Genomic DNA, 26,092 nt, shown 5'->3' on the forward strand with positions numbered 1-26,092 from the left:
GGTCTAGGGCCGCAGCGGGCCCCAGGCTGGATCCGACCCGTCGAGCGGGGTCGGAATCTTGCGCTCGTTGACGCCCGTCAGGTCGACGGACCAAAGATCCGCCTTGCCCCCGCCGCCGCGTCCCGAGCGGAAGAAGTTGATCACGCGGCCGTTCGGCGACCAGCTCGGCCCCTCGTCCTGCCAGTCGTTGGTCAGCAGCTTCTCGCCACCGCCGCTCGGGCTCATGATCCCGATCCGGAACCCCCCGCCCAGCTTGGTGAACGCGATCAGGTCGCCGCGCGGGCTCCATACCGGCGTCGCATAGCGCCCGCCGCCGAAGCTGATCCGCTGCTGGTTCGATCCGTCGGCGTTCATGACATAGATCTGCTGCCCGCCCGACCGGTCGCTCTCGAACACGATTTTCGATCCGTCGGGCGAATAGCTCCCGCCGGTGTCGATCCCCGGCGAATTGGTCAGCCGCTGCGGCGCGCCACCCTGCGACGACACGCGGTACACGTCCGTATTGCCGCCCTGCGCCATTGAGAACAGGATGTTGCGGCCATCGGGCGAGAAGCGCGGCGCAAAGGTCAGGCTGGCATTCTGCACCACGAGCCGCTGCCGCCCGGTGCCGATGTCATAGACATAGATCGCCGGCCGGTTGTTCACATAGCTCATATACACGATCGACTGCTGGTTCGGCGCGAACCGCGGCGTCAGCACGATCGACTGGCCATTGGTCAGGAACCGGTGATTGGCACCGTCCTGGTCCATGATCGCCAGCCGCTTGATCCGGCGATTCTTCGGCCCGGTTTCCGACACATAGACGACCCGGCTGTCGAAATAGGCGCCCTCGCCGGTCAGCCGCGTATAGACCATGTCCGCACATTTATGCCCGGCACGCCGCCAGTCGGACGGCGGCACGACGAACCCCTGCCGGGTCAGCTCGGCGCGCGACGACACGTCGTACAGATAGCAGCCGACGGTCAGGTTCCCGTCGCCATTCGCGCGGATGAAGCCCTGCACCAGCGCCTGCGCACCCGTGCTGCCCCAGTAATCGAACCCCGGTGCGGTAACCTCGGGAAAGCCGATCGCGCGCAGCTGCCCGGGGGCGAGCGGCGTGAACAGCCCCGAATTGCGCAGGTCGTTGGTGACGATATCGGCAAGCTGCCGGCCGAGCACGTCGGTCGACCCCGCCGGCGTCGACACCACCGCGGACGTCGGCATCACCGGCACTGCGATCGGCATCGGCGCGGAAATCCCGCCCGTCACGTCGACCACCAGCCCGCCGGACTGATCCTCCGCCGCCGCCGGCGTGCCCGCCTGCGGAACGGGCGCCGGCGCATCCTGCGCACTGGCCGCACCGCCGGCAACGAGTGCCATCAACCCGACCGAAGCAAGCACCGCCCTCACCCCAGACCCCACCCCGGCGAAGGCCGGGGCCCAGCTGGGGGACGCTCCCGCAAGAACGGTGCGCGCCGTTACGAAAACCTCTCCACCTGGGCCCCGGCCTTCGCCGGGGAGGAGGCTGGAGATCATGGCGGGCCGGCGGGGGGACAGCGATCGGAACATAACGGACATCCTCATCCGGGAAGCTTGTAACGCAGGCTGAAATTGCTCCAGCCATTCTGCACGTCATACAGGTCGTCGGGCAAACCGCGCAGCGGCGAACAGCCCGTGAAGGTCGCGATCGCGAGATCGTCGACGCGGTCGACATAGCGCCTGTTCTCGTCGTCGACGCCCGCATGCCCGGTGATCGTCGGCCGCGACTTCAGCGTCCCGTCGCGGTTCAGCTTCAGGTTGATCGTCACGCGGATCCGCTCCGCGCCCGGCCCCGGCGTCACCTGCCGGTTCGCGCAGGGCTGCACCTGCCGCAGGATCGCCGAGCCGATATTGGCCGCCGCCTGCGCACCCAGCTTGGCCGCCTTGGGCGCTTCCGACTTGCTCGGCGACGGATCCGCCGACAGGCCTTTCAGGAAATTGTCGCCCAGCCGCGACCCGCGCGGCCGTGCCGCCTTGGCCTCTGCGGTCGATCCGCTGCCCTTGGTCGCCGAAGGCTTGGCGGGCTTTGCCGAGGACGCCGCACTCTTGGCGGGCGCCGCATTCGATTTGGCCGCGCTCTTTGCCGGTGCCGCCTTTGCGGGCGATGGCTTGGCCGCCGGTTTCGCGGGCGCAGGCTTGGATTTCGCCGGGCTCGGCTTGGCCGGCGCAGGCTTGGCCACCGGCTTCGGGACGGGCGCGGGCTTCGATACCGGCTTCGGCGGCGCGGGCCTGGGCTTGGCCACCGGCTTGGGCTCGGGCTTCGGCTCGGGCTTTGGCGCCGGTTTGGGGGGCGCAGGTTTGGGCGCAGGCTTGGGTGGGGCCGGCTGCGGCGCAGGCGGCACCGGATCCGGCTGCGGCTCGGGCTCGGCCTCCTGCGGCGCGGGCGGGGCCGCATCCTCGGGCGTGCCCTCGTCGGGCGCGACCGATTCGGCGGGCGTCTCCGCCGATTGCGGCGCGGTCGCCTCGAGCGCCACGTCGGGCACCAGGCTGATGTCGATCGGCTGCTGGACGGGCTTGGGCGGCTCGGGCGTGTCGAGAAACCCGACCGACAACAGCGCGAACAGCACGACATGCCCGACCAGCGCGACGCCGAACCCGATCTTTTCGGAGCGATCCATCACCAAGGGCCCATCACCGCCGCGACATCAGTTGGGGGTGCCCTCGACCGTCACCAGCGCGACGCGGTTCAGCCCGGCGCGGTTGAGCTCGCCCATCACGCGCATCACCCGGCCGTAGTCGAGCTTGCGGTCCGCGCGCAGCAGCACCTGCGGCTCGTTGCCGACCGCCCGGCTCGCCGCGATCGAGGCGAGCCGTACCGGCAGCGCGTCCTCGCCGATCTGGTCCTGGTCGATGAACACCGCGCCCGTCGCATCCATCGAGATCTCGACGGGTTTCTGCTCCTGGTCCAGCGCCTTGGCACGCGCATCGGGCAGGTTCACCGGCACGCCCGCGGTCATCAGCGGCGCGGTCACCATGAAGATGATCAGCAGCACCAGCATCACGTCGACCATCGGCGTGACGTTGATGTCCGCCATCGGCGCCCGGCGACCGCGACCGCGACCCGAAGGAAGGTTCATCGCCATCTACGCGCCTCCCATGCACAGCACCGGCCGGCCGCTCATCGCGCGCCGTCCAGCTGCCGCGACAGCGTCGCGTGGAAGCCGTCGGCAAAGCGGTTGAGGCTCGCCTCGATCCGGTTGATGCCGTGGCTGAAGCGGTTGTACGCGATCACCGCCGGGATGGCCGCGAACAGGCCGATAGCGGTCGCGAACAGCGCCTCCGCGATCCCCGGCGCGACGACGGCGAGCGAGGTGTTCTGCGCCGCCGCGATGCTCGTGAAGCTGCGCATGATGCCCCAGACGGTGCCGAACAGCCCGACGAACGGCGCCACCGATCCGACCGTCGCCAGCACGTTCAGCCGGTCCGACAGCGTGTCGATCTCGTGCGCGACTGCCGCGCCCATCGTCGTGGCGAGCCGCTCGCGCGTCCCGGCCTTGTCGATCGTGCCGCCCGCGGTCGACCGCCGCCACTCGGTCACCCCGGCCGAGAACACGCGCGCCGACGGCAGGTCGGTCTCGCTCTCGGCCTTGTAGAACACGTCGATGTCCTCGGCCTTCCAGAAGTCGCGCTCGAACCGCACCAGCCCCTTGCGCGTCTTGCCCAGCCGCCGCCAGAACGCGACGATCAGCGCCCAGGTCCAGACGCTGGCGAGCAGCAGCCCGATCATCACGCCCTTCACGACCAGATCGGCCTGTAGGAACAAGTGGATCGGCGACAATGTCGCGCTATCCATAGTCAGAACCGGATTCATGCTTCCCCCTGCCAGACAAGGCGTTCGTAGATGTCAGTCCATGCGCGCGGCTGGCGACGCGGCCGGCCGTTGGGGGCGATCAGCGCCGCCACCACGTCCGCCTCGGCCAAGACAAGCCCGCCGCACATGACTCGTTGATGAATGGCGACGCTGGCCGCGCGGACCTGCGTGATCCGTGAGACGATCACCAGCGCATCGTCGAGCCGCGCGGGCGCGGCATAGCGGATGGCGAGGCTCGCAATCGCATAGGAGCCCTCGCCCGCCTCGAACGCGGCGCGCTGGTCGATCCCGCCGACGCGCAGCATGTCCGACCGCGCGCGCTCCATGTAGCGCAGATAATTGGCATGATAGACGACGCCCGACAGGTCGGTGTCCTCGAAATACACGCGCAGCGCGAACCGGTGCTCGCGCCCCGCAAAGCGCCCTCCCGCCGGTTGATCCTGCTCTGCGTCAGCCATTCCGGGGGCTGTTAACCCAAGCATCGCCGCGAAGAAAGCATTCGCGTCGCCCGGCCCGCGGTTTCGCACCGGCGCAGGCGGATACGCCTCGTCTTATTGCAGGGCGCCCGGATCGACCTGCAGCTGCGGACGCGGCGCGGCGGGAAGCGGCGGCTGCGTGACGGGCCGGAGCTGCGCCTGCAACCCCGGCGTGGCGGGCGCGGCGGACGGCAGCGGTGCCGTGCCGGAACCGCCGACCGGCACAGCGCCGTTGCTCGCAAAGATCACGCGCTGTGCCGGAAGCGGCTGCACCGCGGTGCCGCGCCAGGCGTCGAACGCACGGTAGAAATCGGTGAAGGGCTGCTCCAGCATCGGCAGCCGCGTCGCCGCAAAGCTCGCCAGCATCGGCCCCGGCACGCTCGCGCCCTCCGCCAGCACGCGCCCCGCCGCCTGACAGAACGCATCGCGCGACGGCGACTGCGAGAAGAAATTGTACAGCCGCGTCATCGAATCGTCGTAGCGATCCTGCCAGTCGCCGCCGCCCGCGCGATATTCCGCCGAATAGGTCGCCTCGGCCTTGGCGAGCACCGGCTTCTGCGCGGCGAGCATCGCGTTGTAGCCCGCGACGATCACCGCCTCGTCGGGTCCGCGGCACGCGAGCGCCGCGACGTTCAGCGCCGCGCGCAGGTGCCAGATCTTCGCGGATTCGGTCAGGTTGCGGTTCGGCGTCGGATAGGTACCATCGGCGAGCACCGCGGGGATCTTCATCCCCGGAAACGCACCCTTGGGCAGCGGGGCCGCGACCGGCACCGGCGCGACCGGCGCCGGTGCGGGCGCCGCGACCTCGACCGGCTTCCGCGCGCACCCGGCGAGCAGGGCTGCGGTCACCGCAATCATCGCAAACTGACGCTTCATCGACTTAAGTCCTCGCTGTCCCCCGACCGAGACAGACCTGCCGCGATAAGGTTAACAGGGTATAAAACGCGTACGCGACTGCAACCCTAATGCGACGAACGGCACGATCGCAGCGTGTTAGGCCGGCGAAAGATCAGGCCGCACGCGCCTCAAGCGCCGCCGCTGCCTGCGCCATCAGCTCGGCGATGATGTCCGCGACCGGCTCTTCCTTGGTGACCATGCCGACCGACTGGCCCGCCATCACCGACCCATGCTCGACATCGCCGTCGACCACCGCGCGGCGCAGCGCACCCGCCCAGTAATGCTCGATCTGCAGCTGCGCCTCGCCCATCGCCACGCGCCCCTCGTCGAGATGCCCCGCAACCTCGCGCTGCTTGGCCGAGAACAGCTCGCCCGCCGCATTCTTCAGCGCGCGCACGGGGATAACCGGCAGCCGCGCGTCGAGCTGGACGCTGGCGATCGCATCGCGCGCCGAAGCGCGAATGAACGCCTTCTTGAAATTGGCATGCGCGATCGATTCGGTCCCGCAGACGAACCGCGTGCCGAGCTGGACGCCCGCCGCACCCATGTCGAGATAGCCCGCAATCGCCTCGCCGCGGCCGATCCCGCCCGCGACGAACACCGGCACCAGCTCGGCGATCTCGGGCAGCATCTCCTGCGCCAGCACGCTCGTCGACACCGGGCCGATATGCCCGCCGGCTTCCATGCCCTCGATCACCAGCGCATCGACGCCGCTGCGGATCAGCTTCTTGGCCAGCGCCAGCGTCGGCGCGAAACAAATGACCTTGGCGCCGCCCGCCTTGATCGCCTCGAGGCTGCCCTTGGGCGGCAATCCGCCCGCAAGCACGACATGGCCGACCTTGTGGCGCGTGCACACCGCGATCAGTTCGACCAGGTCGGGATGCATCGTGATCAGGTTCACGCCGAACGGCTTGTCGGTCATCGCCTGCGTCGCGGCGATCTCGGCATCGAGCAGCGCGGGCGTCATCGCCCCGCACGCGATTACCCCGAACCCGCCCGCATTCGAGATCGCGGAGACGAGGTTGCGCTCGCTCACCCACGACATCGCCCCGCCAAGGATCGCGACCTCGGACCCGAGGAATGCGGCGCCGCGCGCCATGCGGCGCTGAAGCCGGTCGCTGCCGATGGTCATTACAAAACTCCCGTTCGTGTCGAGCGAAGTCGCAAAACCCCGCGCAGTATCCGTGACATATTTCCCGACAATGCTCGAAACGAACGGACGGTGTCCGTCAAGCCGCATCCTCGGCATCGAGACCATAGGCGGTATGCAGCACGCGCACCGCCAGCTCGGTATAATCCTCTTCGATCAGCACGCTGACCTTGATCTCCGACGTCGCGATCGCCTGGATGTTGATGCCGCGTTCGCCGAGCGTCGTGAACATCGTCGAGGCGACGCCCGCATGGCTGCGCATCCCGACGCCGACCACCGACACCTTGGCGACGCGCGTGTCGTGGACCAGGCTCGCGAAACCGATCGCGTCCTTCGCCTTGTCGAGCACGTCGAGCGTGCGCGCCAGATCCGCCGAGGGCACGGTGAACGTCACGTCGGTCGACCCGGTCGAATGCGCGACGTTCTGGACGATCATGTCGACGTTGATCCCCGCATCGGCGAGCGGCGCGAAGATCGCCGCGACCGATCCCGGGCGATCGCTGACCTGGGTCAGCGTGATCTTCGCCTCGTTCTTGTCATGCGCGATGCCGGTGATGAGCTGGCGTTCCATATCGTCGATTTCCTCTTCGCCCACGATCAGCGTGCCGCGGTGTCCGTCACTGGTATCGCCATCCTCGAACGAGGACAGCACGCGCACGCGCACATTCTCTTTCATCGCCAGGCCGACAGACCGTGTCTGCAGCACCTTGGCGCCGACGCTGGCGAGTTCCAGCATCTCCTCATACGTCACCTTGCCGAGCTTGCGCGCCCGCGGCACGATCCTCGGATCGGTCGTGTAGACGCCGTCGACATCGGTATAGATGTCGCAGCGATCGGCCTTCATCGCCGCCGCCATCGCGACCGCCGACGTGTCCGATCCGCCGCGCCCCAGCGTGGTGACGCGCTGGCCGTCCGCCACGCCCTGGAACCCCGGGATCACCGCGACGACGCCGTCCGCGAGGCTCGCATCGAGCGCGACCGTGTCGATCTCGCCGATCCGGGCCGAGCCATGCGCGTCCGACGTGTTGATCGGCAGCTGCCACCCCAGCCACGACCGCGCCTTGCAGCCCGCGGCTTGGAGCGCGATCGCGAGCAGCCCGCTTGTGATCTGCTCGCCCGCCGAGACGACGACGTCATATTCCTTCGCATCGTACAACGACGACGCCTCGCGGCAGAAGCCGACCAGCCGGTCGGTCTCGCCCGCCATTGCGGAGACGACGACCGCGACCTCGTTGCCCGCATCGACCTCGCGCTTCACGCGCGCCGCGACGTTGCGGATACGTTCGATCCCGGCCATCGACGTCCCGCCGAATTTCATCACGATACGGGCCATGGGTAGCGTAAATCCCTTTGGGTCGAAGCGGCGGCCCTGATAGGTAGCGCGCATGATACTGGCAAGTGACCGCAACGAAAGCGCAACAATCGATCCCCGGGAGGCCGCGCATTTCGGCACGATGGCGGCCGACTGGTGGAACCCCAAGGGCTCGTCCGCACCGCTCCACCAGCTCAATCCGCCCCGCCTGCGCTACATCCGCGACCGGGTCGACACGCACTGGCACGGTGACGGCACGGGCTTCACCCCGCTCGCCGGCCGGACCGCACTCGACGTCGGCTGCGGCGCGGGGCTGCTCTGCGAACCGCTCGCGCGGCTCGGCGCCAGCGTGACCGGGATCGACGCCGCGCCCGAAAATATCGCCGCGGCAGAAATACATGCGGCGCAGAGCGGACTCGCGATCGACTATCGCGCAGGCGGCGTCGAGGGGCTCGACGGCCAGTTCGACCTCGTCACCAGCCTCGAGGTGATCGAGCATGTCAGCGACCCTGCCGGCTTCGTCCGCGGCCTTGCGCGCGTACTTGCCGACAATGGCCTGCTGATCCTGTCGACCCCCAACCGCACGCCCTTGTCGCGGCTCGCGATGATCACGATCGCGGAAGGCACCGGCCGCATCCCGCGCGGCACGCACGACTGGAACAAGTTCCTCACCCCCGAAGAACTGACCGCGCTGCTGCGCGACGCCGGCCTCCACGTCGTCCACACGCAAGGCCTCGGCTTCTCGCCGGCGACCGGCTTCACGCTCAGCGATTCGACCAGCCTCGACTATTTCCTGACCGCGGTAAAAGCCTGACCCCGTTCCTTCCCACACCAGCCCGCCCGGCACCACCCCGGCGGGCACCACCAACCCATTCGGCACGACCGCTCCGGCAGCCACCACCACCCCGGCGAAGGCCGGGGCCCAGTTGGGAAAGCCAGGGTAACCAAACGCGACCCTCAGCCATGACCGTCCCCCAACTGGGCCCCGGCCTCCGCCGGGGTGGAACCAAATCCCGCCGAGGTGGAACCGAAACCTGCCGGGGTGGAACCGAGTAATGGAGCCCAGCCCTCCCCACCCCTGTTCACCCGCGAAGGCGGGTGCCCAGACTGGACACCCGCCTTCGCGGGTGAACATCCTTCTTCTAGGGGGTTTAGCCGCGCTCTACATCGCGCTCGCCCTCCTCCGCCCCGTCGACCATGACGAAAGCCAGTATGTCGCCGCGGCCGTCCTCACCGCGCACGGCCTGCTCCCCTATCGCGACTTCGCCTATCTCCAGACCCCGCTCCAGCCCTTCGTCCTCGCACCCATCGCCGTTCTAACCGGCGCCTGGACCTGGCCCGCGCTCCGCCTCACCAACGCGCTGCTCGGCCTCGCGAGCGTCGCGTTCGTCCACGCCGCCGCGCGCCGCACCGGTGCCGGCCCCGCCACTGCACGCCTCTGCGCCGCGCTGTTCGCGACCACCGACATCCTGCTCTTCAGCATCGGCACCGCGCGCAACGACGCGCTTCCCGCCGCCTGCCTCGCCGCCGCGCTCTGGCTGATCCTCCGCGACAACCGGACCCGCGCCGGCGCGCTGGGCATCGGCCTTCTGCTCGCCGCCGCGGTCGCCGCGAAGATCTCCTACGCCTTCCCCGCCGCCGCCTATGGCCTCTACGCGCTGGTCCATCTCCGCCACCGCGTCTGGCTGGTCGCGCTCGGCGCGCTCCCGGTCGTCGCGTTCGTCGGCTGGACGTTCGCGCTGTCGCCCGAAGGCTTCCTGTTCGGCACGCTGCATTTTCCCGCCCAGGCGCCCGCAGAATATTACGCGGCACGGCCCTGGAAGCTCTCGCTTGCCGCCAAGGCGCTCGATACGCTGAAGTTCCTCGCGCTCGGCGCCGCGCTGCCCGCCCTCGTCCTCGTCGCGCGCGCCGCGATCCGTCGTCGTCGCGCCACCCTGCCCGACCTGCTCGTCCTCGCCGGGCTGGTTGCCGCGCTGCTCCCGGTGCCGACCTGGCGGCAATATCTGCTGCCGATGCTCCCCCCGCTGTTCGTCGCGCTCGCCGCCGTCTGGACCGCGCAACCGCCGACCCGCGCGACTACCCGGATCATGGCCGTCTTCGCGCTGCTCGGCCTCGCACCCACGCTCTCAGCGCTCGTCGAGCCCGGCCGCCTCCCGCTCGTCACCGCCATGCGCGAAGCCGCCACGCTGAGGCGAACTCTCGATGCGCGCCGGATCGCCGCCCCGATCGTCACGCTGTCGCCGCAGATCCTGCCAGCCACCGGCCGCCTGCCCGATGCCCGCTTCGCCGCCGGCCCCTTCTACTTCCGCAGCCGCACCCTGCTCGACCCTGCGGCAGAGGCGCGGCTCCACCTCGTCGCGCGCGATCGCCTGCGCCTCGCCCCCGGCACTGTCATCCTCACCGGTGGCGAATCCGCCGCGACCGCGGGCGATTCGCAACTCGACGCCGCGCTCGAGAAGGCGGCATCCGGAACGGTCGCCGTCCCCGGCACCCGCTTCCGGCTGTCGGTCACGCCGCCAGCCGCCCCCGTCGCGCCGCGATCAGCCCGGCATAATAGTCCACCAGTTCCACCGCATGCGCATGATCCGAGCGGACCTGCGCCGACGCCACGACCGCCGCGCGCCTGAGCATCCCGCGGTCGCGCGCGAACAGCCGCGCGATCGCCGCCGCCGCCGCGGTCGCATCGCGCGCGGTATAGAGCTCGCTGGCATGCCGGTCCGCGATCTCGGCGCACCCGCCCGTATCGGGCACGATCAGCGGCAGCCCCGACGCCATCGCCTCCGACGCGACCAGCCCGAACGGCTCGGCCTCCGACCCGTGGATCAGCGCGTCACAGCTCGCCATGATCGCGGCCAGCCGCTCGCGGTCATAGACCGGCGCGAACATCCGGATATGCGGCGATCCGCCGATCCGCCGTGCGATCGCCTTGCTCTGGCTGCCCGTGCCGAACAGGATCAGCCCGATCGGCAGGTCTGTCCCCGCGCGCGCGACCGCGTCGACGACCAGCGGCCAGCGCTTCTCGCCGTGATGCCGGCCCAGCCCGATCAGCAGCATCGCGTCCGCCGGCAACCCGCATTGCTGCAACAGCCGGCCGCGCAGCGCCTCGTCGCGCAGCCGCGGCGAGAAATGGCCGCGCTCGATCCCCAGCGGCATCGCCGCGTCGATCCGCACGCCGCGCGCGCGCAACCGTTTCTCCAGCGCAGGCCCGTTGGTGACGACGGTATCGAACCGCGTCAGGAACCGGTTCATGTACCGGCTGTACCAGCCGAACGCGCGCTCGATCCGGTCGTGGCTCGCAAACCCTGCAAACCAGCGCTGCGCATAGGCGGCGATATTGTCGTTGTGCATGAAGAAGGATTTCAGCGCGCGCTGCTGCCCGTCAGGCCCCGTCCAGTCGCCGACGAACCAGGCCGGCCGCCACGGCGAACAGCATTCGACCACGTCGGGATCGAGCTCGTCGAGCACCCGGTGGATCGCCGCACGGTCCCAGAACAGCCCGTAATTGCGATCGAACGGCATTCCCGGCGACTTGAGGTAGATGACGCGCCCGCCACCCGGCCGCTCCTCGACGCGGTCCTCGCGACCCGGCGCGACGACGATCAGCTCGTGCCCCAGATCGGCGAGGATCCCCATCTTCCGATCGATATAGGTGCGCACCCCACCGCCGGTCGGCGAGTAGAATTCGTTGACGTCGACGATCCGCATCTCAGCCCGCCCGCCCCCTCACTTGCCGTCCAATGGGCCAAACCCGCCCAGCCCGCGCAGATATTGCGCGCGGATCGTGACATGCGTGAGTCCGGGCCCGACCTCGACGATCGCCTGATCGACCTTGGGTCGCGATCGGCCGAGCCGGTCGCCCTTCACGAACCCCGCGCCGTCCGACCAGACACTGAACTTGGCCCGGCCGTCGCGGTCGTGCGTGAACAGCAGCGCGTAGCGGCCCGGATGCGGCACACGGATGCACAAGGCGGTCGGGCCGGTCGCGGGGGCTGGCACGCTGATCCGGCGAAACGTCTTGCCCGCCGCGATTAGGTCGCGGTCGCCGCGCAGGAAATCGGCCTCGTCGGGCGGATAAAGCTCGAGCATCAGATTGCCCTTGCGATCCTTCAGTCCGACGATCGTCGCCGCGATCGCCGGCCCCTCGTCGCGCTCGCACGCCTGCGCGTCGCTGCCGAGCATCGGCTCCTGAGAGGCCGCCCGGCCGCCGGCCCATGCCGGGGCGGCACCCGCGACCAGCCCCGCCAGCATCATCCCCGCCCCAAGGAATCGGTTCACGCACGCGTCCTCATCGCGATCGCATGCCCGCTGAATATGACAATCAGAATGACGTGGACGAGCAGCGTCAGCGCCGCGGTGAACGCGACGAGCTCGGACAGCGCCTGGTCCTGGCCGATCAACAGGATCGCGAAATTGGCGAACAGCAGGTCCTTGTTCGGCACGAGCGGCAGCCGCGACACCAGCAGCCGACCCGCCGCGAGGAACAGCCACATCGCGATCGACACGCCGGGCAGCGCGAAATGCCAGGCGAGCGCGATCAGTAGCGATCCGCACATCAGCCGGATGCAGTGGATCATGAACACCCACCACAAGGTCGCGCGTGGCAGCGAGAAGACGCGCCGCGAGAAGATCAGGAACGGCAGCGAGATCGCAAAGGTGATCGCCGCCGACCCCAGCACCGTCTTGAACACGTCGGGTGGCAACAGGTCGCGGCTCAGCGGCAGCGCGATCGCGACCATCGCCAGCGTGATCGCGTTGCCCGCGATCGCCGACAGGATCGTGACGTCCTTAACCGCACCGAACGGCGACGCCACCATCCGCGCCTTCGCGCGCGCCCAGGCATAGAAATAGGCGTCGCCCGAATAGCCGAACACCACCTCGTTGGCGATCCGCTTCTTGATCAGCGCGACCAGCCCCGCGACCGGGATCCCCCACAACCGGCGGAAGATCACGTAATCCCCCGTCGGCGGCGACATGTAGAGCAGCGCGAAACACAGATAGAATCGCGGATCGGACGGCACCGACCGCGACAGTCCAGCCAGCCCGTGCGCGAACAGTTCGCGCGCGAGCCCCGCGATCATCGCCAGCGTCAGCACCGCGCCGATGATCGCCGGCCACCGGCTGCGGAAGGTCTTCAGCGGTTCGAGCCCGACGATATCGGCCCCCGCCTGCACCACGCCCGCCTGCACCACCCCGGCCGCGGAACGACCCGGCGGGTTCCCGGCCGTCAGCGCGGAGCCCGTCATACGCGTACGCATCGAACGATCCTCGTCCTGTACCGCGCACCCGGCCTTTCCGGGCATGCCATCACGCCGCGCCAATAGCCGCCCCGCCGCCGGCTTGCACGTGAAGATCGAGTCATCCGTCCTCGAACCCGCGCGGTTCGCCGCCGCTTACCCTCTCGCCATCCCGCCCCGGCCGCGCCATCTGTGCGCGATGCCCGGCGCGCACCACATCCTCACCTATGCAGACGACCTGTCCGGCGGCGGCGTCGAGCGCGCGCAGTTGCGGCTCGCGCGCGGCTGGCTCGCCGCGGGGCGGCGCGTCACGCTGGTGATCGGCGACCCGACCGGCCCGCTCGCCGCCGAGCTTCCCGCCGGCCTTGCGATCGTCCCCGGCACCGCGCGCACGCTGCCCGGCCTCGTCCGCCGCCTGGCCCCCGACATCCTCTTCTGCCCCGGCAATCATTATACCGGCATCGCCGCCTGGATCCGGCTCAGGCTCGGCCGCGCCTGTCCGCCGATCGTCGCCAAGATGTCGAACGCGCCCGACCGCGGTGACCATGGCCGCCTGCTCCACGCCGCGCACCGCGTCTGGCTCGCGCGTCACGGCCGGTTCCTCGATCACCTCGTCGCGATGACGCCGGCCACCGCGGTACAGGCCGCCGCCGCGACGCGCATGCCGGGGCGGGTCAGCGTCATCCCCAACCCGCCGGCGCTCGCGGCGCCGGGCGCGACGCTCCCCGTGCTGCCGTCGCGGTTCATCCTCGGCGTCGGCCGGCTCGAACCGCAGAAGCGCTGGGACCGGCTGCTCGCCGCGGTCGCAGCACTCGCCGACCGCGATATCGCGCTCGTCATCCTCGGCGAGGGCAATTGCCGCGGCGCGCTCACGGCGCAGGCGACCGCACTCGGCCTCGCCGCCCGCGTGCACCTGCCCGGCCATGTCGCCGATCCGCTCCCGGCAATGGCCCGCGCACAGGTCGTCGCGCTGACCTCGGACTTCGAAGGCGTGCCGGGGGTCCTGCGTGAGGCGCTGTCGGTCGGCACACCCGTCGTCGCGACCGATTCGAGCCATGCGATCGCCGAGATCGTCGACACCCCCGCACGCGGCACGATCGTCGCACGCGACGACGGCCCGGCGCTCGTCGCAGCCCTCGACGCCTGGCTCGCGCCCGGCATTTCGCGCCCCGCACCCGTCCCGCAACCCGGCAGCGACTCGGCACAGCGCTACCTCGCGCTGTTCGACACGCTCGTCAGTCCGCGGCCTTCTCGTCCTCGCGGTCAGACCGACGCTCGAGCGCGGTCTTGAGCATCGCGGTCATCGGATCGGCAAGCGCGAGGCCGAGGATCCCGAACAGCGCGCTCGCGAGGATCTGCGCGCCCAGCGTCAGCGCGGGCGGCAGGTCGACGGTGCGCTTGGCGACCATCGGCACGATCACATAGCCGTCGATCGTCTGCACCACGAAATAGGTGCCGATCGCCCAATATCCGGTGTCGACGCCCGCGCTGAAGCCGACCGCGACCATCAGCACGCCGGTGACGATCGCACCGATATTGGGGATGAAGGCGAGGATGCCCGCGATGATCCCGAGCAGCATCGCCATCGGCACGCCGCCGATCGCCAGCGCGATCCCCGTCGCGACCCCCTCGACCGCCATGCCGAGCAAGCGCCCCGCGAGCAGCCGCCGCATCGTCTCGCCCATCGTCACCATCGTTCGGGCGAATTCGTCGCGCAGGTCGGTCGGCACCATCCACTGCACGCCGCGCGCATAGGTGCCCGGGTCCATCGCGATGAACAGCCCGAGCACCAGGATCATGAACAGGCTGGTCAGCGCGCCGATCGCGGTGCCGACCCACGATGTCACGCGCCCGACCGACCCCAGCGCCTGTTTGGCGATCCCGCTCACGTCCGACACGCCCGGCATCAGCCCCTGCGACGCCAGATAGCCCGTGAACCGGTTCGCCTGCAGCTCGAGCGTCGAGCGCAGTTGCGTGACCTGTTCGGTCACCTGCACCCCGGTCAGCACGAACGTGCCGATCATGAACACCAGCACCAGCACCACGACGATCAGCAGTCGCCATCCGCGGCTGATCGGCAGCACGCGCCCGAGCAACCGGACGCCGCCGTCGAGCAGCGACGCGAACACCACCGCGGCGAAGATCAGCAGCAACGGCTGCACCAGCACGATCGCCAGCGCGATCAGGCAGGCGAGCCCCAGCCAAATCGTCGCGCGCCGCACTTCAGTGCGCAGCGCCGGGTCGCGCATCTCGACCGGGCTGGCCTCGTCGACGCGCTTGGTCGCGCCGCTATCGTCGGCCATCTCAGTTCGCCGTTGCAGGGTGGAGCGACGTACCCGCGCGATCCGACCGGAGCGATCCCCACCAGGTCAGCGGGTTGTAGGTCGCATCGCCGTCGAGGCTGAAGGTGATGAACTCCGCGCGCCCGCCCAGATTCTCGTACGGCACCGGCCCGCCAAGGCCGAGCTGCGTCAGCGCGAAGCGGCTGTCCGCGGACCGGTCGCGATTGTCGCCCATCAGGAAGACATGAGCCGCAGGGATCGTGATCGGCCCGTAATCGTCGCCCGGGCTCCAGCCCATCTCGATCGTGTCGAACCGCCGGCCATTGGGCAATGTCTCGGTGATCGTCGGCAGGCGACAGATCATCGCGCCGTCGGCCCGCGTCTCGCGCGCGCCGGGATATTCGTCCTCGCTGCACGGGCTGTTGGTGTCGACCGGGATCAGCGTGTCGTGGACGGGGCCGCGCTTCACCGGCACGCCGTTCAGGATCACCGTCCCGCCGCGCACTTCCAGCCGGTCGCCCGGCAGGCCGATCACGCGCTTGATATAATCGTTCTGCGTTCCCGGCGGCGTCACGATCACCACGTCGCCGCGCGTCGGCAGCGACCCGAACAGCCGCCCCTTGATGAAGGGGATCTGCACGCTCCAGCTGTCTTCCTGCTGGCGGAGCACGACGCTCTTGAAGATCGCGACCGGGTTGGGGATCGTCGGCGACACGAATGACCAGCCATAGGCGAACTTGGTGACGACCAGCCGGTCGCCGATCCGCAGCCCCGGCAGCATCGATTCGCTCGGGATATAAAACGGCTTGGCGATGAAGCTGTGGAAGCCGAGCACCACCAGCACCAGCCAGAATATGCCCTTCACCTCGCCCCACCAGTCGGTCCCGCGCCGCGCGGGTGCCGTCGTTATGGTGGGAGGGGAACCGTCGGTGCCCGGGGGCGGGACGGGTGTGGCGCCGACCCGCGATGCTGCCGGATTCTCGAGCGACTCTTTGCCGTCCAACGCCGCTTCCTTCATCGATCTTTATCCGCGGATAACAGGGGTATCGCTTCGATTATCACAAAGGCCTGCGCCCAGGGATGATCGTCCGTCATGGTCAGGTGCACGCGTGCGGCGTGGCCTTCGGGGGTCAACGCGTCAAGCCTCGCCTTGGCCCCGCCCGTCAGGGCCAGCGTCGGCGCGCCGCTCGCGGCGTTGACGACGCCGATGTCCTTCATGAACACGCCCGCGCGAAACCCGGTGCCGACCGCCTTCGAAAACGCCTCCTTCGCCGCGAACCGCTTGGCGAGCGTCCCCGCCTTCGTGAACGGCCGCCGCGCCGCCTTGGCCAGCTCCACCTCGGTAAACACCCGCTGCTCGAACCGCTCGCCGAACCGGTCGACCGATGCCTGGATGCGCTCGATATTGCACAGGTCCGACCCCAACCCGATGATCATCGCGACGCCTGGAGTCGGAAGACAGAAGAGCCTGTTCGCGCGGAGGCGCGGAGGCGCGGAGAATTTGAAGGCCGCAAGTGCGGCAGGATGGAAAAGCACGCGGGACCGTACCCGACACCCCTCTTCTGCTCCGCGCCTCCGCGCCTCCGCGCGACCAAAACCTTCTTAAGACTACCGCGCCGCATCCATAGCCTCGCGCATCCGCCGCACCGCCTCGCCAAGCCCGACGAACAGCGCCTCGCCCACCAGGAAATGCCCGATATTCAGCTCGCGCACCTGCCGGATCGCCGCGATCGGCGCGACATTGTCATAGGTGAGCCCGTGCCCGGCATGCACCTCGATGCCGTTCTTCGCCGCCAGCGCCGCCGCGTCCTCGAGCCGCCGCAGCTCGACGCTGCGCGCATCGCCCGACAGCTCGGCATAACGCCCCGTGTGCAGCTCGACGACCGGCACCTTCAGCCGCACCGCCGCCTCGATCTGCCGTGCGTCGGGCTCGATGAACAGCGACACGCGGATCCCCGCCCCGGCCAGCGCGTCGACCAGCCGTGCCATCCGGTCATAATGCCCCGCCACGTCGAGCCCGCCCTCGGTGGTCAGCTCCTCGCGCTTTTCGGGCACGATGCACGCCGCATGGGGCCGGTGGCGCAGCGCGATGCCGAGCATCTCGTCGGTTGCCGCCATCTCCAGGTTCAGCGGGATCGCAAGCTCGGTCGACAGCCGCGCGATGTCGTCGTCGGTGATGTGCCGGCGATCCTCGCGCAGATGCGCCGTGATCCCGTCCGCCCCCGCCGCCGCCGCGACCAGCGCCGCGCGAACCGGATCGGGATAGCCCGCCCCGCGCGCGTTGCGCACCGTCGCGACGTGATCGATGTTGACGCCCAGGCGCAGATGCGCGGTGCCGGGGGGGCTCATGCGACCGCCCTGCTGCCGGGCTTGATCGCCGGGATCGCCGCGAGTTCGGGGGGCAGCGCGTCGGCCGCATAGGTCGGCACGTCGAGCCGGATCAGCGGGAAGAACGGCACGCCCAGATCCGCCGCGCCGTTCGACCGGTCGACCAGCGCCGCCGCCGCGACCGTCTCGCCGCCCGCGCGCCCGATCGCCGCGATCGCCTCCTTCGACGACAAGCCGGTGGTCACCACGTCCTCCATCATCAGCACGCGCTGCCCCGGCGCCAGCCGGAAGCCGCGGCGCAGCTCGAACACGCCGTCGGGCCGCTCGAGGAACATCGCCTCGACGCCCAGCGCGCGCGCCATCTCATGACCGCAGATCACCCCGCCCATCGCCGGCGACACCACCGCGCTGATCGACGCGCGCAGGCTCTCCGGGATGCGCGCGACCAGCGCCTCCGCCAGCCGCGCGCCACGCCTGGGGTCCATCAGCACGCGCGCGCATTGCAGATAGCGCGAACTGCGCAGGCCCGAGGACAGGATGAAATGCCCCTCGAGCAGCGCTTCGGCAGCGCGGAATTCGGCGAGCACGTCGTCTTCGGTCATCGCGGGTCATCGCTCCAATGAAATCTGTCGCGCTGTACGATCGCGGCAAAGTCCACGCAATGACAACCGCCACCGCCCCCGCCACCGACACCGCGCCGGCCGCCATGCCCCCCGAAAAATTTGCCGGCCCATGCAACAAATTCAACAAAGCCCGCACCGGGGTTGAGGCTCGCCCCGCCGCCGCCTATAGCCGAATGTCAAAATGATAAGCAGACATCCGCGCGTCCGTGATACGGGTTCGCACCAAACCGGGGTCAAGAAAAACGATGCGCATACTGGGGATGAGAGGATTGGCGATCGCAGCGGGGCTCGCACTGGCGAGTCTTGGCGGCGTCGCCGGGCAGGCTGCACCGGCTTCGCAGGCCGCCGCGACCGCGCCTGACACCGGCGCCGCGGGCGCTGCACCACAGGCCGCGGCCGGTCCGGCCGGCGTGTCGAACACCGCACCCACCAGCGCTGCCGCCCCGGCGACCGCGAATCCCTCCAGCCCCGCGCTCGCCGAGGATGGCGGCTATGCGATGGCCCCGACCCCCGGCGTGGGCCAGCCCACCCCCGGCACCGTCGGCCTCCAGCCACAGGTCACCAAGAACGGCGTCTTCGCGCACTGGATGCACAATGCGATCCTGATGCCGACGATCACCGCGGTCTCGCTGCTGGTGCTGGCACTGCTCTTCTGGGTGGTGTTCCGCTATCGCCGCGCCGCCAACCCGGTGCCGTCGAAGACCAGCCACAACACCGTGATCGAGATCATCTGGACGCTCGCCCCGGTGATCATCCTCGTGCTGATCGCGGTCCCGTCGATCGGTCTGCTCTCCGCCCAGTTCAAGCCGGCGCCCGCGGGCGCGGTGACGATCAAGGCGATCGGCAACCAGTGGTACTGGACCTACCAGTATCCCGATAATGGCGGCTTCGAAGTCACCGCGAACATGCTGAAGGAGGCCAAGGACGTCGGCGCGGGCGAACGTGCGCGCACCGATGCCGACGGCCCGCGCCTGCTCGCGACCGACAACCGCATCGTCCTGCCGGTCGGCGTGCCGATCCGCCTCATCACCACCGCGAACGACGTGATCCACAGCTGGGCGGTCCCCGCCTTCTGGATCAAGCTCGACGCGATCCCCGGCCGCCTGAACGAGACGAGCTTCACGATCGACAAGCCCGGCCTCTATTTCGGCCAGTGCTCCGAGCTCTGCGGTGCGCGTCACGCGTTCATGCCGATCGCGGTCCAGGCCGTCTCGCCCGCACAGTTCGCGGCGTGGGTCCGGGCCAAGGGCGGCACGATGCCGACCCCGGGCCAGGCCTCCGACAAGGTCATTCCGCAGCCCGGCGCCGACGGCTCCGCGGCCAAGGTCGAGGAGGCGGCGGAAACCGCCAACGCCACCGGCCCGGTCGAAAACGTGACCACCGCAGCGCCCGCCACCACGCAGGGCGCGACCTCCAACCCGGCCGGCGCCGGCAACGCGGGACTGTAAGATGACCGACACCGCTCTCAACCCGTCGGCGTTCGTCGCCCATGATGCGCACGCGCATCATCACGATGCCGATCACAAGCCTGGTTTCTTCGCGCGTTGGTTCATGTCGACCAACCACAAGGACATCGGCACGCTCTACCTGATCTTCGCAATCGTCGCGGGGATCATCGGCGGCTCGGTCTCGGGCCTCATGCGCGCCGAGCTCGCCGAGCCCGGCATCCAGTATCTGCAGGGCTGGGCCGGCATGCTCCACGGCGGCAGCGCCAGCCTCGACGAATCGCTCCACCTCTGGAACGTGCTGATCACCGCGCACGGTCTGATCATGGTGTTCTTCATGGTCATGCCGGCGATGGTCGGCGGTTTCGGCAACTGGTTCGTGCCGATCATGATCGGCGCGCCCGACATGGCGTTCCCGCGCATGAACAACGTGTCGTTCTGGCTGCTGATCCCCGCCTTCACGCTGCTGCTCGCCTCGCCCTTCTTTGGCGGCGCCGGCAATGGCTGGACGCTCTACGCCCCGCTCTCGACGTACGGCGAGCCCGGGCCGTCGACCGACATGGCAATCCTCGCGCTCCATCTCGCGGGTGCGTCGTCGATCCTCGGCGCGATCAACTTCATCACCACCATCTTCAACATGCGTGCGCCGGGCATGACGCTGCACAAGATGCCGCTGTTCGTGTGGTCGATGCTCGTCACCGCATTCCTGCTGCTGCTCGCGCTCCCGGTCCTTGCGGCCGCGATCACGATGCTGCTGACCGATCGCAACTTCGGCACGACCTTCTTCGATCCGGCCGGCGGCGGTGATCCCGTCCTCTACCAGCATCTGTTCTGGTTCTTCGGCCATCCCGAAGTCTACATCATGATCCTGCCGGGCTTCGGTATCGTCAGCCAGATCATCTCGACGTTCAGCCGCAAGCCCGTCTTCGGCTATCTCGGCATGGCCTATGCCATGGTCGCCATCGGCGTGGTCGGCTTCGTCGTCTGGGCGCACCACATGTTCACCACCGGCCTGTCGGTGAACACCAAGATGTACTTCACCGCCGCGACGATGGTCATCGCGGTCCCCACCGGCATCAAGATCTTCTCGTGGATCGCGACGATGTGGGGCGGCTCGATGAGCTTCAAGACGCCGATGGTCTGGTCGATCGGCTTCATCTTCATGTTCACCGTCGGCGGCGTGACCGGCGTCGTGCTCGCCAATGGCGGCATCGACGACTACATGCAGGACACCTATTACGTGGTGGCGCATTTCCACTACGTGCTCAGCCTCGGCGCGGTGTTCTCGCTGTTCGCGGGCTTCTATTACTGGTTCCCGAAAATGTCGGGCAAGATGTACAACGAGTTCCTCGGCCAGCTCCACTTCTGGGTGTTCTTCATCGGCGTGAACGTCATGTTCTTCCCGATGCACTTCCTCGGCCTTCAGGGCATGCCGCGCCGTTACCCGGACTATCCCGACGCCTACGCGCACTGGAACTATGTCGCGACGGTCGGCTACATGATCATGGCCGCGGGCATGGCGATCTTCTTCGTCAACCTGATCTGGTCGCTGATCGCGGGCAAGAAGGCGGCGGACAATCCCTGGGGCGAAGGCGCGACGACGCTCGAATGGACGATCTCCTCGCCCCCGCCCTATCACCAGTTCGAGACGCTCCCGAAGATCGACTGAGGGCGGATCAAGGGCCATCAGGCCCCCGCCCGGCCGGCGCGGCAACGCCGCGTCCGACGACACGGGACTTGCTCCCGTGTCGGGGCCAGCCAGAAAACGCCTCGGGGCAACCCGGGGCGTTTTTCGTATCCGCACCCCAATCCGTCATCCTGACGGACGTCAGGACCCGGAGCCCGGCCGCACAGCGCTCGCCCGAAAATCGTCCCACCCCGGTACGCCCCAAAATCCCCCGCTAGCCAAACCCCGCACGCATCCCCACACACACCAGATGCCGACCCTCCAGCACCTCGCCGTCTCGATTCTCGGCCTGACCCTCGCCGGCGGCACCGCGATTGCACTCACCGGCGCCCGCCCCGTGACCGCCACCCAGGCCCCCGCCGCACCCCGCACCGCGCCGAAGGCCCGCCCCGCGGCACCCGCCCCGAAACCGGCCGCCCCGGATCCCGCCGCCTACACCGTCAAGCGCATTCTCCAGATCCCCGGCCCCATGCGTCAGGGGGACCATTACTGGGACGAGACCGGCGCCCCCCAGGGGCCCGTCGTCGTCACCGTCGACCTCGCCGCGCAGACCGTCTCGGTCTTCCGCGCAGGCTATGAGATCGGCACCGCGGTCATCATCTACGGCGCGGACGAGAAGCCGACTCCCCTGGGCGTCTTCCCGATCACGCAGAAGGACGCCGACCACGTCTCCAACCTCTACAATGCGCCGATGCCGTACATGCTGCGGCTGACCAATGACGGCATCTCGATCCATGGCAGCGACGTCGGCGACGGCTATGCCACGCATGGCTGTATCGGCGTGCCCAGGGCGTTCGCGAAACGGATCTTCGACGCGGTGAAGCTCGGCGACCGGGTGATCGTCACCGATGGCGAGCGACTCGACCTCGGCCAGCCGATCACCGCCGCCTGATCGCCGTTCGCCACCATACCGGGGTTTCGATTTCCCCAGCAGAACCATCGCTTTCCCCGAAGGGCAGGGTCGCGTATAGGCCTGCGCAACCATGACCACTGCGACGCCCCTGCTTCCCCCCGCCGAATGGCGCGACTTTCTGGCGCTGACCAAACCCCGGGTGATGACGCTCGTCGTGTTCACCGGGCTGTGCGGCATGCTTGCCGCGCCCGTCGGCATCCATCCCGTGATCGGCTTCACCGCGATCCTGTGCATCGCGCTCGGCGCGGGTGCGGCGGGGGCGCTCAACCAATGGTATGAATCCGACATCGACGCAGTCATGCGCCGCACGCAGAAGCGCCCGCTTCCCGCCGGCCGGATGGACCGTCAGGCCGCGCTGCATTTCGGCGTCGGGCTCGCCAGCTTCTCGGTCCTGCTGATGGGGCTCGCGGTCAACCTCGCCGCGGCCGCGATCCTGACCGTCTCGATCCTGTTCTACGTCCTCGTCTACACCGTCTGGCTCAAGCGCCGCACGCCGCAGAACATCGTCATCGGTGGTGCGGCGGGCGCGTTCCCGCCGCTGATCGGCTGGGCGGCGGCGACCGGCGACGTCGCGCTGCTTCCGCTGCTGCTGTTCGGGCTCGTCTTCCTGTGGACGCCGCCGCATTTCTGGGCGCTCGCGCTGTTCGTGAAGACCGATTACGCCAATGCGGGCGTGCCGATGCTCCCCGTCGTCGCGGGCGAGCGCGTTACCCGGACCCAGATCGGGCTCTACACCATCCCGATGGCGCTCGCCGCGGTGCTCCCCTGGCCGCTCGGCCTGGTCGGCAATTTCTACGGCGTCGTCGCGACCGTCCTGACCGGGATCTTCGCCTGGCTCGTAGTGGTCGTCGCGACGCGCACGACCGGCACCGACGACGCGATGAAGCCCGAGCGGCGCTTGTTCAAATATTCGATCCTGTATCTCTTTGCGATGTTCGGCGCGCTCGTCGTCGATAGGTGGCTGGCATGAACGACGACAAAACCCGCGAAGACCTGATCCGCCGCCGCCAGATGGGCCGGGCCAAGGTGATGGCGCTGCTGCTCGGCGCGTTCGTCATCCTCGTCTTCGCCATCTCGATCGCCAAGATCCAGGCGGGGATGCCGCACTGATGCGGGTCGAACGCACCACGCGAACCGCCCTGCTCGCGGTGCTCGGCATCTGCTTCATGACCGGGCTCGCCTTTGCCAGCGTGCCGCTCTACCGCCTGTTCTGCCAGGTCACCGGCCTCAATGGCACGACGCAGCGCGGGCTCGTCGCCCCGGGCGGGACCGATCGCCAGATCCGCGTCGATTTCGATGCCAATGTGAACCCGAAGCTGCCGTGGAAGTTCGCGCCCGAAAACCCGTCGGACACGATCGCGGTCGGCGCGCGCGACATGGCGTTCTTCACCGCGACCAACACCTCGGACCGGCCGATCACCGGCACCGCGACGTTCAACGTAACGCCCGCGCAGGCCGGCAAATATTTCACCAAGATCCAGTGCTTCTGCTTCACCGAGCAGACGCTCAAGCCCGGCGAGACCGCGCGGATGCCGGTGATCTTCTTCGTCGATCCGAAGATCCTGAAGGATCCCGACGCGGCGGATATCCAGACGATCACGCTCAGCTACACGTTTTACCCGGTGGATTCCGCGAAAAACGCAAGCTAGGACAGTCGTAAAGAACATAGGGGAGTAACATGGCCGGCGCCAAGAACCACGATTATCACATCCTGCCGCCCAGCGTCTGGCCGCTGGTCGGGTCGATGTCCGCACTCGTGATGGCGGTCGGCGGCGTCATGTGGATGCATGGCGGCCATGTCGACAAGCCCAATGGCGGCGGCTGGATCTTCTTCATCGGTCTCGCCGGGCTGCTCTTCACCTTCTACAGCTGGTGGGCGCAGGTCATTGCCGAGGCACGCGCGGGCGATCACACCCCCGTCGTCCAGCTCCATTTCCGCTATGGCATGATCCTGTTCATCGCCTCCGAAGTCATGTTCTTCGTCGGCTGGTTCTGGGCGTTCTTCGACTTCTCGCTCTTCCCGACCGCGATGAGCATCGTCGACGGCCAGGTCGAACGCGCCGCCGAAGGTGCGGCTGCGGTCGCCGCGCAGTGGCCGCCCAAGGGCCTCACCGTCATCAACCCGTTCGAGCTCCCGCTGCTCAACACGCTGATCCTGCTGACGTCCGGCACCACCGTCACCTGGGCGCATCATGCGCTGATCCACAACCAGCGCGGTGGCGAGAAGACCGGGCTGTGGGGCATGATCGGCGTCGGCAACCGCGACGGCGTGCTCAAGGGCCTGTGGCTGACCGTGATCCTCGGCGCGCTGTTCAGCGCGATCCAGGCCTATGAGTACATGCACGCGCCGTTCCCGTTCAAGGGGATCAACTATGGCGCCGCGTTCTTCATGGCGACCGGGTTCCACGGCTTCCACGTCCTCATCGGCACGATCTTCCTGATCGTCTGCCTCGTCCGCGCCTATCGCGGTGACTTCACCCCGCGCCAGCATTTCGGCTTCGAAGCCGCCGCCTGGTACTGGCATTTCGTCGACGTCGTCTGGCTGTTCCTGTTCGTCACCGTCTATGTCTGGGGCGGCTGGGGCGCCCCCGTCCACGGCGGTTGAGCGTTCACGCCCACCCCCTCCTTGGACCCCACCCCGGTAGGCACCACCCCGATAGGCCCCACCCCGGCGAAGGCCGGGGCCCAGTTGGGAAGGCCGCGGTAACGACGCGCTACCCTGCGTTGGCAACGTCCCCCAACTGGACCCCGGCCTCCGCCGGGGAGGTGGCCCTTGCCGGTAATTCGATGCCGCAAGCCAGATGCAGCACCCGCCACCCTGTTCTCCCGCGAAGGCGGGAGCCCAGTCTGGATCCCCGCCTTCGCGGGGAAACACGGACGGACCCGCTGACCGCATGACCCCCGACCCCTACCCCCTCGCCTCAGCCCCCCCGATCGCCCAGGTCGCGCTCAAGGGCCTGTGCCCGCGCTGCGGCAAGCCCACCCTCTTCGCCAGATGGGCCGAATTCGCCGACCGCTGCTCCAATTGCGGCCTCGATTTCAGCAAGTTCAACGTCGGCGACGGCCCCGCCGCGTTCCTGACGCTGATCCTCGGCGCGATCGTCGTCGCGCTCGCGATCACGCTCGAGCTGACGCTGCACCCGCCGCTCTGGGTGCACATGCTGGTCTGGATCCCGTTCACCGCCGCGGGCGTCATCCTGTCGCTCCGCGCCGCCAAGGGCGCGCTCATGTCCGCCGAATATCGCAACGCCGCGCGCGAGGGTCGCAGCCAGCCGTGACGACCACCCGGCGTTTCCCCGTCCTCCCGACGCTGCTCGTCGCGGTCGCGGTCGCGGCGATGATCGCGCTCGGCCTGTGGCAGCTGCTCGACCGCCTCCCGAAGAAGGAGGCGTTCCTCGCCCAGCTCGCCGCCAACCCCGCGCGTCCGCCGATGGCGTTTCCCCGCCTGCCCGACGAGACGCTGCTGTTCCGCCGCGCGACGGGCGTCTGCCTCGAGCCGACCGCGATCCGCCTCGCCGGCGCGGGCAAGGCGGGCTTTCGCGTCATTGCCGACTGCCGCACCGGCGCCGAGGGCCCCGGCATGATCGTCCAGCTCGGCACGACGCGCGATCCGAAGCTCAAGCCCCAATGGCCCGGCGGCGCAGTCTCGGGCTATATCACCCACGCCCCCGACGGCCGCTCGCTGATCGGTTCGCTGTTCGACCCGACCCCGGCGCGGCTGATGCTCGTCGCCGACACGCCGCCCGCCGGCCTCGCCCCCAACGGCAAGCCCGACCTCGCCTCGGTCCCGAACAACCATCTCGCCTATGCCGGCCAGTGGTTCTTCTTCGCCGCCATCGCCGCGATCATTTATGTCCTGGCACTGGGCAGGCGCGGCAAGGTTGTGTCGAAAGCTGCGTCCCGCTAACCGGCTTGG

28 protein-coding genes are annotated in these 26,092 nt (G+C 68.9%); 12 read left to right on the forward strand and 16 right to left on the reverse strand.

All coding sequences use genetic code 11. From position 1 onward, the window contains the following. Positions 1-3: 3 nt before the first annotated feature. The 8 genes from tolB to IFT71_RS09430 all read right to left on the reverse strand — a co-directional run bounded on the left by tolB (position 4) and on the right by IFT71_RS09430 (position 7,685). Entirely contained in the window at positions 4-1,359 is a 1,356-nt protein-coding gene (tolB, locus tag IFT71_RS09395) for a Tol-Pal system beta propeller repeat protein TolB (RefSeq protein ID WP_159512884.1), read from the reverse strand. 200 nt (positions 1,360-1,559) lie between these two features. Further along, on the reverse strand, positions 1,560-2,636 hold the full coding sequence (locus IFT71_RS09400) for a cell envelope biogenesis protein TolA (RefSeq protein WP_192140500.1): 1,077 nt from the start codon (positions 2,634-2,636) through the stop codon (positions 1,560-1,562). Positions 2,637-2,663: 27 nt separating this feature from the next. Next, positions 2,664-3,101 carry a protein TolR gene (tolR, locus tag IFT71_RS09405; protein WP_037531582.1) on the reverse strand — a complete coding sequence of 146 codons (438 nt, stop codon included), beginning with the start codon at positions 3,099-3,101 and terminating at the stop codon, positions 2,664-2,666. 35 nt (positions 3,102-3,136) lie between these two features. Beyond that, the gene (gene tolQ, locus IFT71_RS09410; protein ID WP_192140502.1) at positions 3,137-3,829 is read right to left on the reverse strand and encodes a protein TolQ; all 693 of its coding nucleotides are present in this window, start codon (positions 3,827-3,829) and stop codon (positions 3,137-3,139) included. Continuing rightward, a complete protein-coding gene (locus tag IFT71_RS09415) occupies positions 3,826-4,287 on the reverse strand; it encodes a YbgC/FadM family acyl-CoA thioesterase (protein WP_031440026.1) in 462 nt (153 codons plus the stop codon). The genes tolQ and IFT71_RS09415 overlap by 4 nt, the downstream gene beginning before the upstream one ends. A gap of 93 nt (positions 4,288-4,380) precedes the next feature. Beyond that, positions 4,381-5,181, reverse strand: a complete 801-nt coding sequence (locus IFT71_RS09420; RefSeq protein ID WP_192140503.1) for a hypothetical protein — start codon at positions 5,179-5,181, stop codon at positions 4,381-4,383. Between the two features lie 133 nt (positions 5,182-5,314). Next, positions 5,315-6,334 carry an NAD(P)H-dependent flavin oxidoreductase gene (locus IFT71_RS09425; protein ID WP_031440024.1) on the reverse strand — a complete coding sequence of 340 codons (1,020 nt, stop codon included), beginning with the start codon at positions 6,332-6,334 and terminating at the stop codon, positions 5,315-5,317. Positions 6,335-6,431: 97 nt separating this feature from the next. After that, positions 6,432-7,685, reverse strand: coding sequence for an aspartate kinase (locus IFT71_RS09430; RefSeq protein WP_107931452.1), 1,254 nt, complete (start codon positions 7,683-7,685; stop codon positions 6,432-6,434). A 52-nt stretch (positions 7,686-7,737) separates the two neighbouring features. Between IFT71_RS09430 and ubiG the strand changes: the two genes are divergently transcribed. Both ubiG and IFT71_RS09440 read left to right on the forward strand, forming a co-directional pair. Beyond that, entirely contained in the window at positions 7,738-8,478 is a 741-nt protein-coding gene (gene ubiG / locus IFT71_RS09435) for a bifunctional 2-polyprenyl-6-hydroxyphenol methylase/3-demethylubiquinol 3-O-methyltransferase UbiG (RefSeq protein WP_084215257.1), read from the forward strand. 313 nt (positions 8,479-8,791) lie between these two features. Beyond that, a complete protein-coding gene (locus tag IFT71_RS09440; RefSeq protein ID WP_192140506.1) occupies positions 8,792-10,291 on the forward strand; it encodes a DUF2029 domain-containing protein in 1,500 nt (499 codons plus the stop codon). Here the strand turns inward: IFT71_RS09440 and IFT71_RS09445 are convergent. From IFT71_RS09445 to IFT71_RS09455, 3 genes are read right to left on the reverse strand one after another with little or no spacing between them, the layout of a single operon-like run. Continuing rightward, a complete protein-coding gene (locus tag IFT71_RS09445; RefSeq protein WP_159512042.1) occupies positions 10,173-11,369 on the reverse strand; it encodes a glycosyltransferase in 1,197 nt (398 codons plus the stop codon). The genes IFT71_RS09440 and IFT71_RS09445 overlap by 119 nt on opposite strands. Before the next feature lie 18 nt (positions 11,370-11,387). Continuing rightward, on the reverse strand, positions 11,388-11,915 hold the full coding sequence (locus IFT71_RS09450; RefSeq protein WP_192141207.1) for a DUF2141 domain-containing protein: 528 nt from the start codon (positions 11,913-11,915) through the stop codon (positions 11,388-11,390). Between the two features lie 20 nt (positions 11,916-11,935). Then, complete coding sequence (locus IFT71_RS09455) at positions 11,936-12,919, reverse strand: hypothetical protein (RefSeq protein WP_244654854.1); 984 nt, start codon at positions 12,917-12,919, stop codon at positions 11,936-11,938. Positions 12,920-13,007: 88 nt separating this feature from the next. On the opposite strand from IFT71_RS09455, the gene IFT71_RS09460 reads away from it, so the two are divergent. Further along, positions 13,008-14,189, forward strand: coding sequence for a glycosyltransferase (locus IFT71_RS09460; RefSeq protein WP_342212629.1), 1,182 nt, complete (start codon positions 13,008-13,010; stop codon positions 14,187-14,189). Here the strand turns inward: IFT71_RS09460 and IFT71_RS09465 are convergent. The 5 genes from IFT71_RS09465 to pyrE all read right to left on the reverse strand — a co-directional run bounded on the left by IFT71_RS09465 (position 14,134) and on the right by pyrE (position 18,110). Further along, entirely contained in the window at positions 14,134-15,201 is a 1,068-nt protein-coding gene (locus tag IFT71_RS09465) for an AI-2E family transporter (RefSeq protein WP_166746373.1), read from the reverse strand. The genes IFT71_RS09460 and IFT71_RS09465 overlap by 56 nt on opposite strands. A gap of 1 nt (position 15,202) precedes the next feature. Further along, positions 15,203-16,198 (reverse strand): signal peptidase I, encoded by a 996-nt coding sequence (gene lepB, locus IFT71_RS09470; protein ID WP_192140508.1) that lies wholly within the window; start codon positions 16,196-16,198, stop codon positions 15,203-15,205. Continuing rightward, positions 16,195-16,617, reverse strand: a complete 423-nt coding sequence (gene acpS, locus IFT71_RS09475; RefSeq protein WP_031396115.1) for a holo-ACP synthase — start codon at positions 16,615-16,617, stop codon at positions 16,195-16,197. The genes lepB and acpS overlap by 4 nt, the downstream gene beginning before the upstream one ends. 171 nt (positions 16,618-16,788) lie before the next feature. Next, the gene (locus tag IFT71_RS09480; protein ID WP_107045503.1) at positions 16,789-17,529 is read right to left on the reverse strand and encodes a pyridoxine 5'-phosphate synthase; all 741 of its coding nucleotides are present in this window, start codon (positions 17,527-17,529) and stop codon (positions 16,789-16,791) included. Beyond that, entirely contained in the window at positions 17,526-18,110 is a 585-nt protein-coding gene (gene pyrE / locus IFT71_RS09485; RefSeq protein WP_192140510.1) for an orotate phosphoribosyltransferase, read from the reverse strand. The genes IFT71_RS09480 and pyrE overlap by 4 nt, the downstream gene beginning before the upstream one ends. A gap of 281 nt (positions 18,111-18,391) precedes the next feature. Here pyrE and coxB point away from each other — a divergent pair, with 281 nt between their 5' ends. The 9 genes from coxB to IFT71_RS09530 all read left to right on the forward strand — a co-directional run bounded on the left by coxB (position 18,392) and on the right by IFT71_RS09530 (position 26,083). Then, entirely contained in the window at positions 18,392-19,579 is a 1,188-nt protein-coding gene (coxB, locus tag IFT71_RS09490; protein ID WP_373929223.1) for a cytochrome c oxidase subunit II, read from the forward strand. Position 19,580: 1 nt separating this feature from the next. After that, complete coding sequence (gene ctaD / locus IFT71_RS09495; RefSeq protein WP_031393246.1) at positions 19,581-21,245, forward strand: cytochrome c oxidase subunit I; 1,665 nt, start codon at positions 19,581-19,583, stop codon at positions 21,243-21,245. A gap of 268 nt (positions 21,246-21,513) precedes the next feature. After that, the gene (locus IFT71_RS09500) at positions 21,514-22,155 is read left to right on the forward strand and encodes a L,D-transpeptidase family protein (protein ID WP_192140512.1); all 642 of its coding nucleotides are present in this window, start codon (positions 21,514-21,516) and stop codon (positions 22,153-22,155) included. 91 nt (positions 22,156-22,246) lie between these two features. Beyond that, complete coding sequence (locus IFT71_RS09505) at positions 22,247-23,146, forward strand: heme o synthase (protein WP_166746379.1); 900 nt, start codon at positions 22,247-22,249, stop codon at positions 23,144-23,146. Continuing rightward, the gene (locus IFT71_RS09510) at positions 23,143-23,286 is read left to right on the forward strand and encodes a hypothetical protein (protein WP_166746380.1); all 144 of its coding nucleotides are present in this window, start codon (positions 23,143-23,145) and stop codon (positions 23,284-23,286) included. Before IFT71_RS09505 ends, IFT71_RS09510 begins: the two co-directional genes overlap by 4 nt. After that, positions 23,286-23,825, forward strand: a complete 540-nt coding sequence (locus IFT71_RS09515; protein ID WP_031441785.1) for a cytochrome c oxidase assembly protein — start codon at positions 23,286-23,288, stop codon at positions 23,823-23,825. The genes IFT71_RS09510 and IFT71_RS09515 overlap by 1 nt, the downstream gene beginning before the upstream one ends. A 29-nt stretch (positions 23,826-23,854) precedes the next feature. Beyond that, positions 23,855-24,781 (forward strand): cytochrome c oxidase subunit 3, encoded by a 927-nt coding sequence (locus tag IFT71_RS09520; protein WP_031395435.1) that lies wholly within the window; start codon positions 23,855-23,857, stop codon positions 24,779-24,781. Positions 24,782-25,070: 289 nt separating this feature from the next. Beyond that, complete coding sequence (locus tag IFT71_RS09525) at positions 25,071-25,454, forward strand: DUF983 domain-containing protein (protein WP_031441783.1); 384 nt, start codon at positions 25,071-25,073, stop codon at positions 25,452-25,454. After that, positions 25,451-26,083, forward strand: a complete 633-nt coding sequence (locus IFT71_RS09530) for an SURF1 family cytochrome oxidase biogenesis protein (protein ID WP_342212630.1) — start codon at positions 25,451-25,453, stop codon at positions 26,081-26,083. The genes IFT71_RS09525 and IFT71_RS09530 overlap by 4 nt, the downstream gene beginning before the upstream one ends. Positions 26,084-26,092 lie beyond the last annotated feature (9 nt).

This window comes from Sphingomonas sp. CFBP 13733 (assembly GCF_014841795.1).
Lineage (GTDB): Bacteria > Pseudomonadota > Alphaproteobacteria > Sphingomonadales > Sphingomonadaceae > Sphingomonas > Sphingomonas aerolata.

Coding starts and splice junctions, on each gene's coding strand:
- tolB (WP_159512884.1), bottom strand. CDS start 1,359: ATGGCACTCGTTGCCGGCGGTGCGGCCAGTGCGCAGGATGCGCCGGCG.
- IFT71_RS09400 (WP_192140500.1), bottom strand. CDS start 2,636: ATGGATCGCTCCGAAAAGATCGGGTTCGGCGTCGCGCTGGTCGGGCAT.
- tolR (WP_037531582.1), bottom strand. CDS start 3,101: ATGGCGATGAACCTTCCTTCGGGTCGCGGTCGCGGTCGCCGGGCGCCG.
- tolQ (WP_192140502.1), bottom strand. CDS start 3,829: ATGAATCCGGTTCTGACTATGGATAGCGCGACATTGTCGCCGATCCAC.
- IFT71_RS09415 (WP_031440026.1), bottom strand. CDS start 4,287: ATGGCTGACGCAGAGCAGGATCAACCGGCGGGAGGGCGCTTTGCGGGG.
- IFT71_RS09420 (WP_192140503.1), bottom strand. CDS start 5,181: ATGAAGCGTCAGTTTGCGATGATTGCGGTGACCGCAGCCCTGCTCGCC.
- IFT71_RS09425 (WP_031440024.1), bottom strand. CDS start 6,334: ATGACCATCGGCAGCGACCGGCTTCAGCGCCGCATGGCGCGCGGCGCC.
- IFT71_RS09430 (WP_107931452.1), bottom strand. CDS start 7,685: ATGGCCCGTATCGTGATGAAATTCGGCGGGACGTCGATGGCCGGGATC.
- ubiG (WP_084215257.1), top strand. CDS start 7,738: ATGATACTGGCAAGTGACCGCAACGAAAGCGCAACAATCGATCCCCGG.
- IFT71_RS09445 (WP_159512042.1), bottom strand. CDS start 11,369: ATGCGGATCGTCGACGTCAACGAATTCTACTCGCCGACCGGCGGTGGG.
- IFT71_RS09450 (WP_192141207.1), bottom strand. CDS start 11,915: ATGATGCTGGCGGGGCTGGTCGCGGGTGCCGCCCCGGCATGGGCCGGC.
- IFT71_RS09455 (WP_244654854.1), bottom strand. CDS start 12,919: ATGCGTACGCGTATGACGGGCTCCGCGCTGACGGCCGGGAACCCGCCG.
- IFT71_RS09465 (WP_166746373.1), bottom strand. CDS start 15,201: ATGGCCGACGATAGCGGCGCGACCAAGCGCGTCGACGAGGCCAGCCCG.
- lepB (WP_192140508.1), bottom strand. CDS start 16,198: ATGAAGGAAGCGGCGTTGGACGGCAAAGAGTCGCTCGAGAATCCGGCA.
- acpS (WP_031396115.1), bottom strand. CDS start 16,617: ATGATCATCGGGTTGGGGTCGGACCTGTGCAATATCGAGCGCATCCAG.
- IFT71_RS09480 (WP_107045503.1), bottom strand. CDS start 17,529: ATGAGCCCCCCCGGCACCGCGCATCTGCGCCTGGGCGTCAACATCGAT.
- pyrE (WP_192140510.1), bottom strand. CDS start 18,110: ATGACCGAAGACGACGTGCTCGCCGAATTCCGCGCTGCCGAAGCGCTG.
- coxB (WP_373929223.1), top strand. CDS start 18,392: ATGAGAGGATTGGCGATCGCAGCGGGGCTCGCACTGGCGAGTCTTGGC.
- ctaD (WP_031393246.1), top strand. CDS start 19,581: ATGACCGACACCGCTCTCAACCCGTCGGCGTTCGTCGCCCATGATGCG.
- IFT71_RS09500 (WP_192140512.1), top strand. CDS start 21,514: ATGCCGACCCTCCAGCACCTCGCCGTCTCGATTCTCGGCCTGACCCTC.
- IFT71_RS09505 (WP_166746379.1), top strand. CDS start 22,247: ATGACCACTGCGACGCCCCTGCTTCCCCCCGCCGAATGGCGCGACTTT.
- IFT71_RS09510 (WP_166746380.1), top strand. CDS start 23,143: ATGAACGACGACAAAACCCGCGAAGACCTGATCCGCCGCCGCCAGATG.
- IFT71_RS09515 (WP_031441785.1), top strand. CDS start 23,286: ATGCGGGTCGAACGCACCACGCGAACCGCCCTGCTCGCGGTGCTCGGC.
- IFT71_RS09520 (WP_031395435.1), top strand. CDS start 23,855: ATGGCCGGCGCCAAGAACCACGATTATCACATCCTGCCGCCCAGCGTC.
- IFT71_RS09525 (WP_031441783.1), top strand. CDS start 25,071: ATGACCCCCGACCCCTACCCCCTCGCCTCAGCCCCCCCGATCGCCCAG.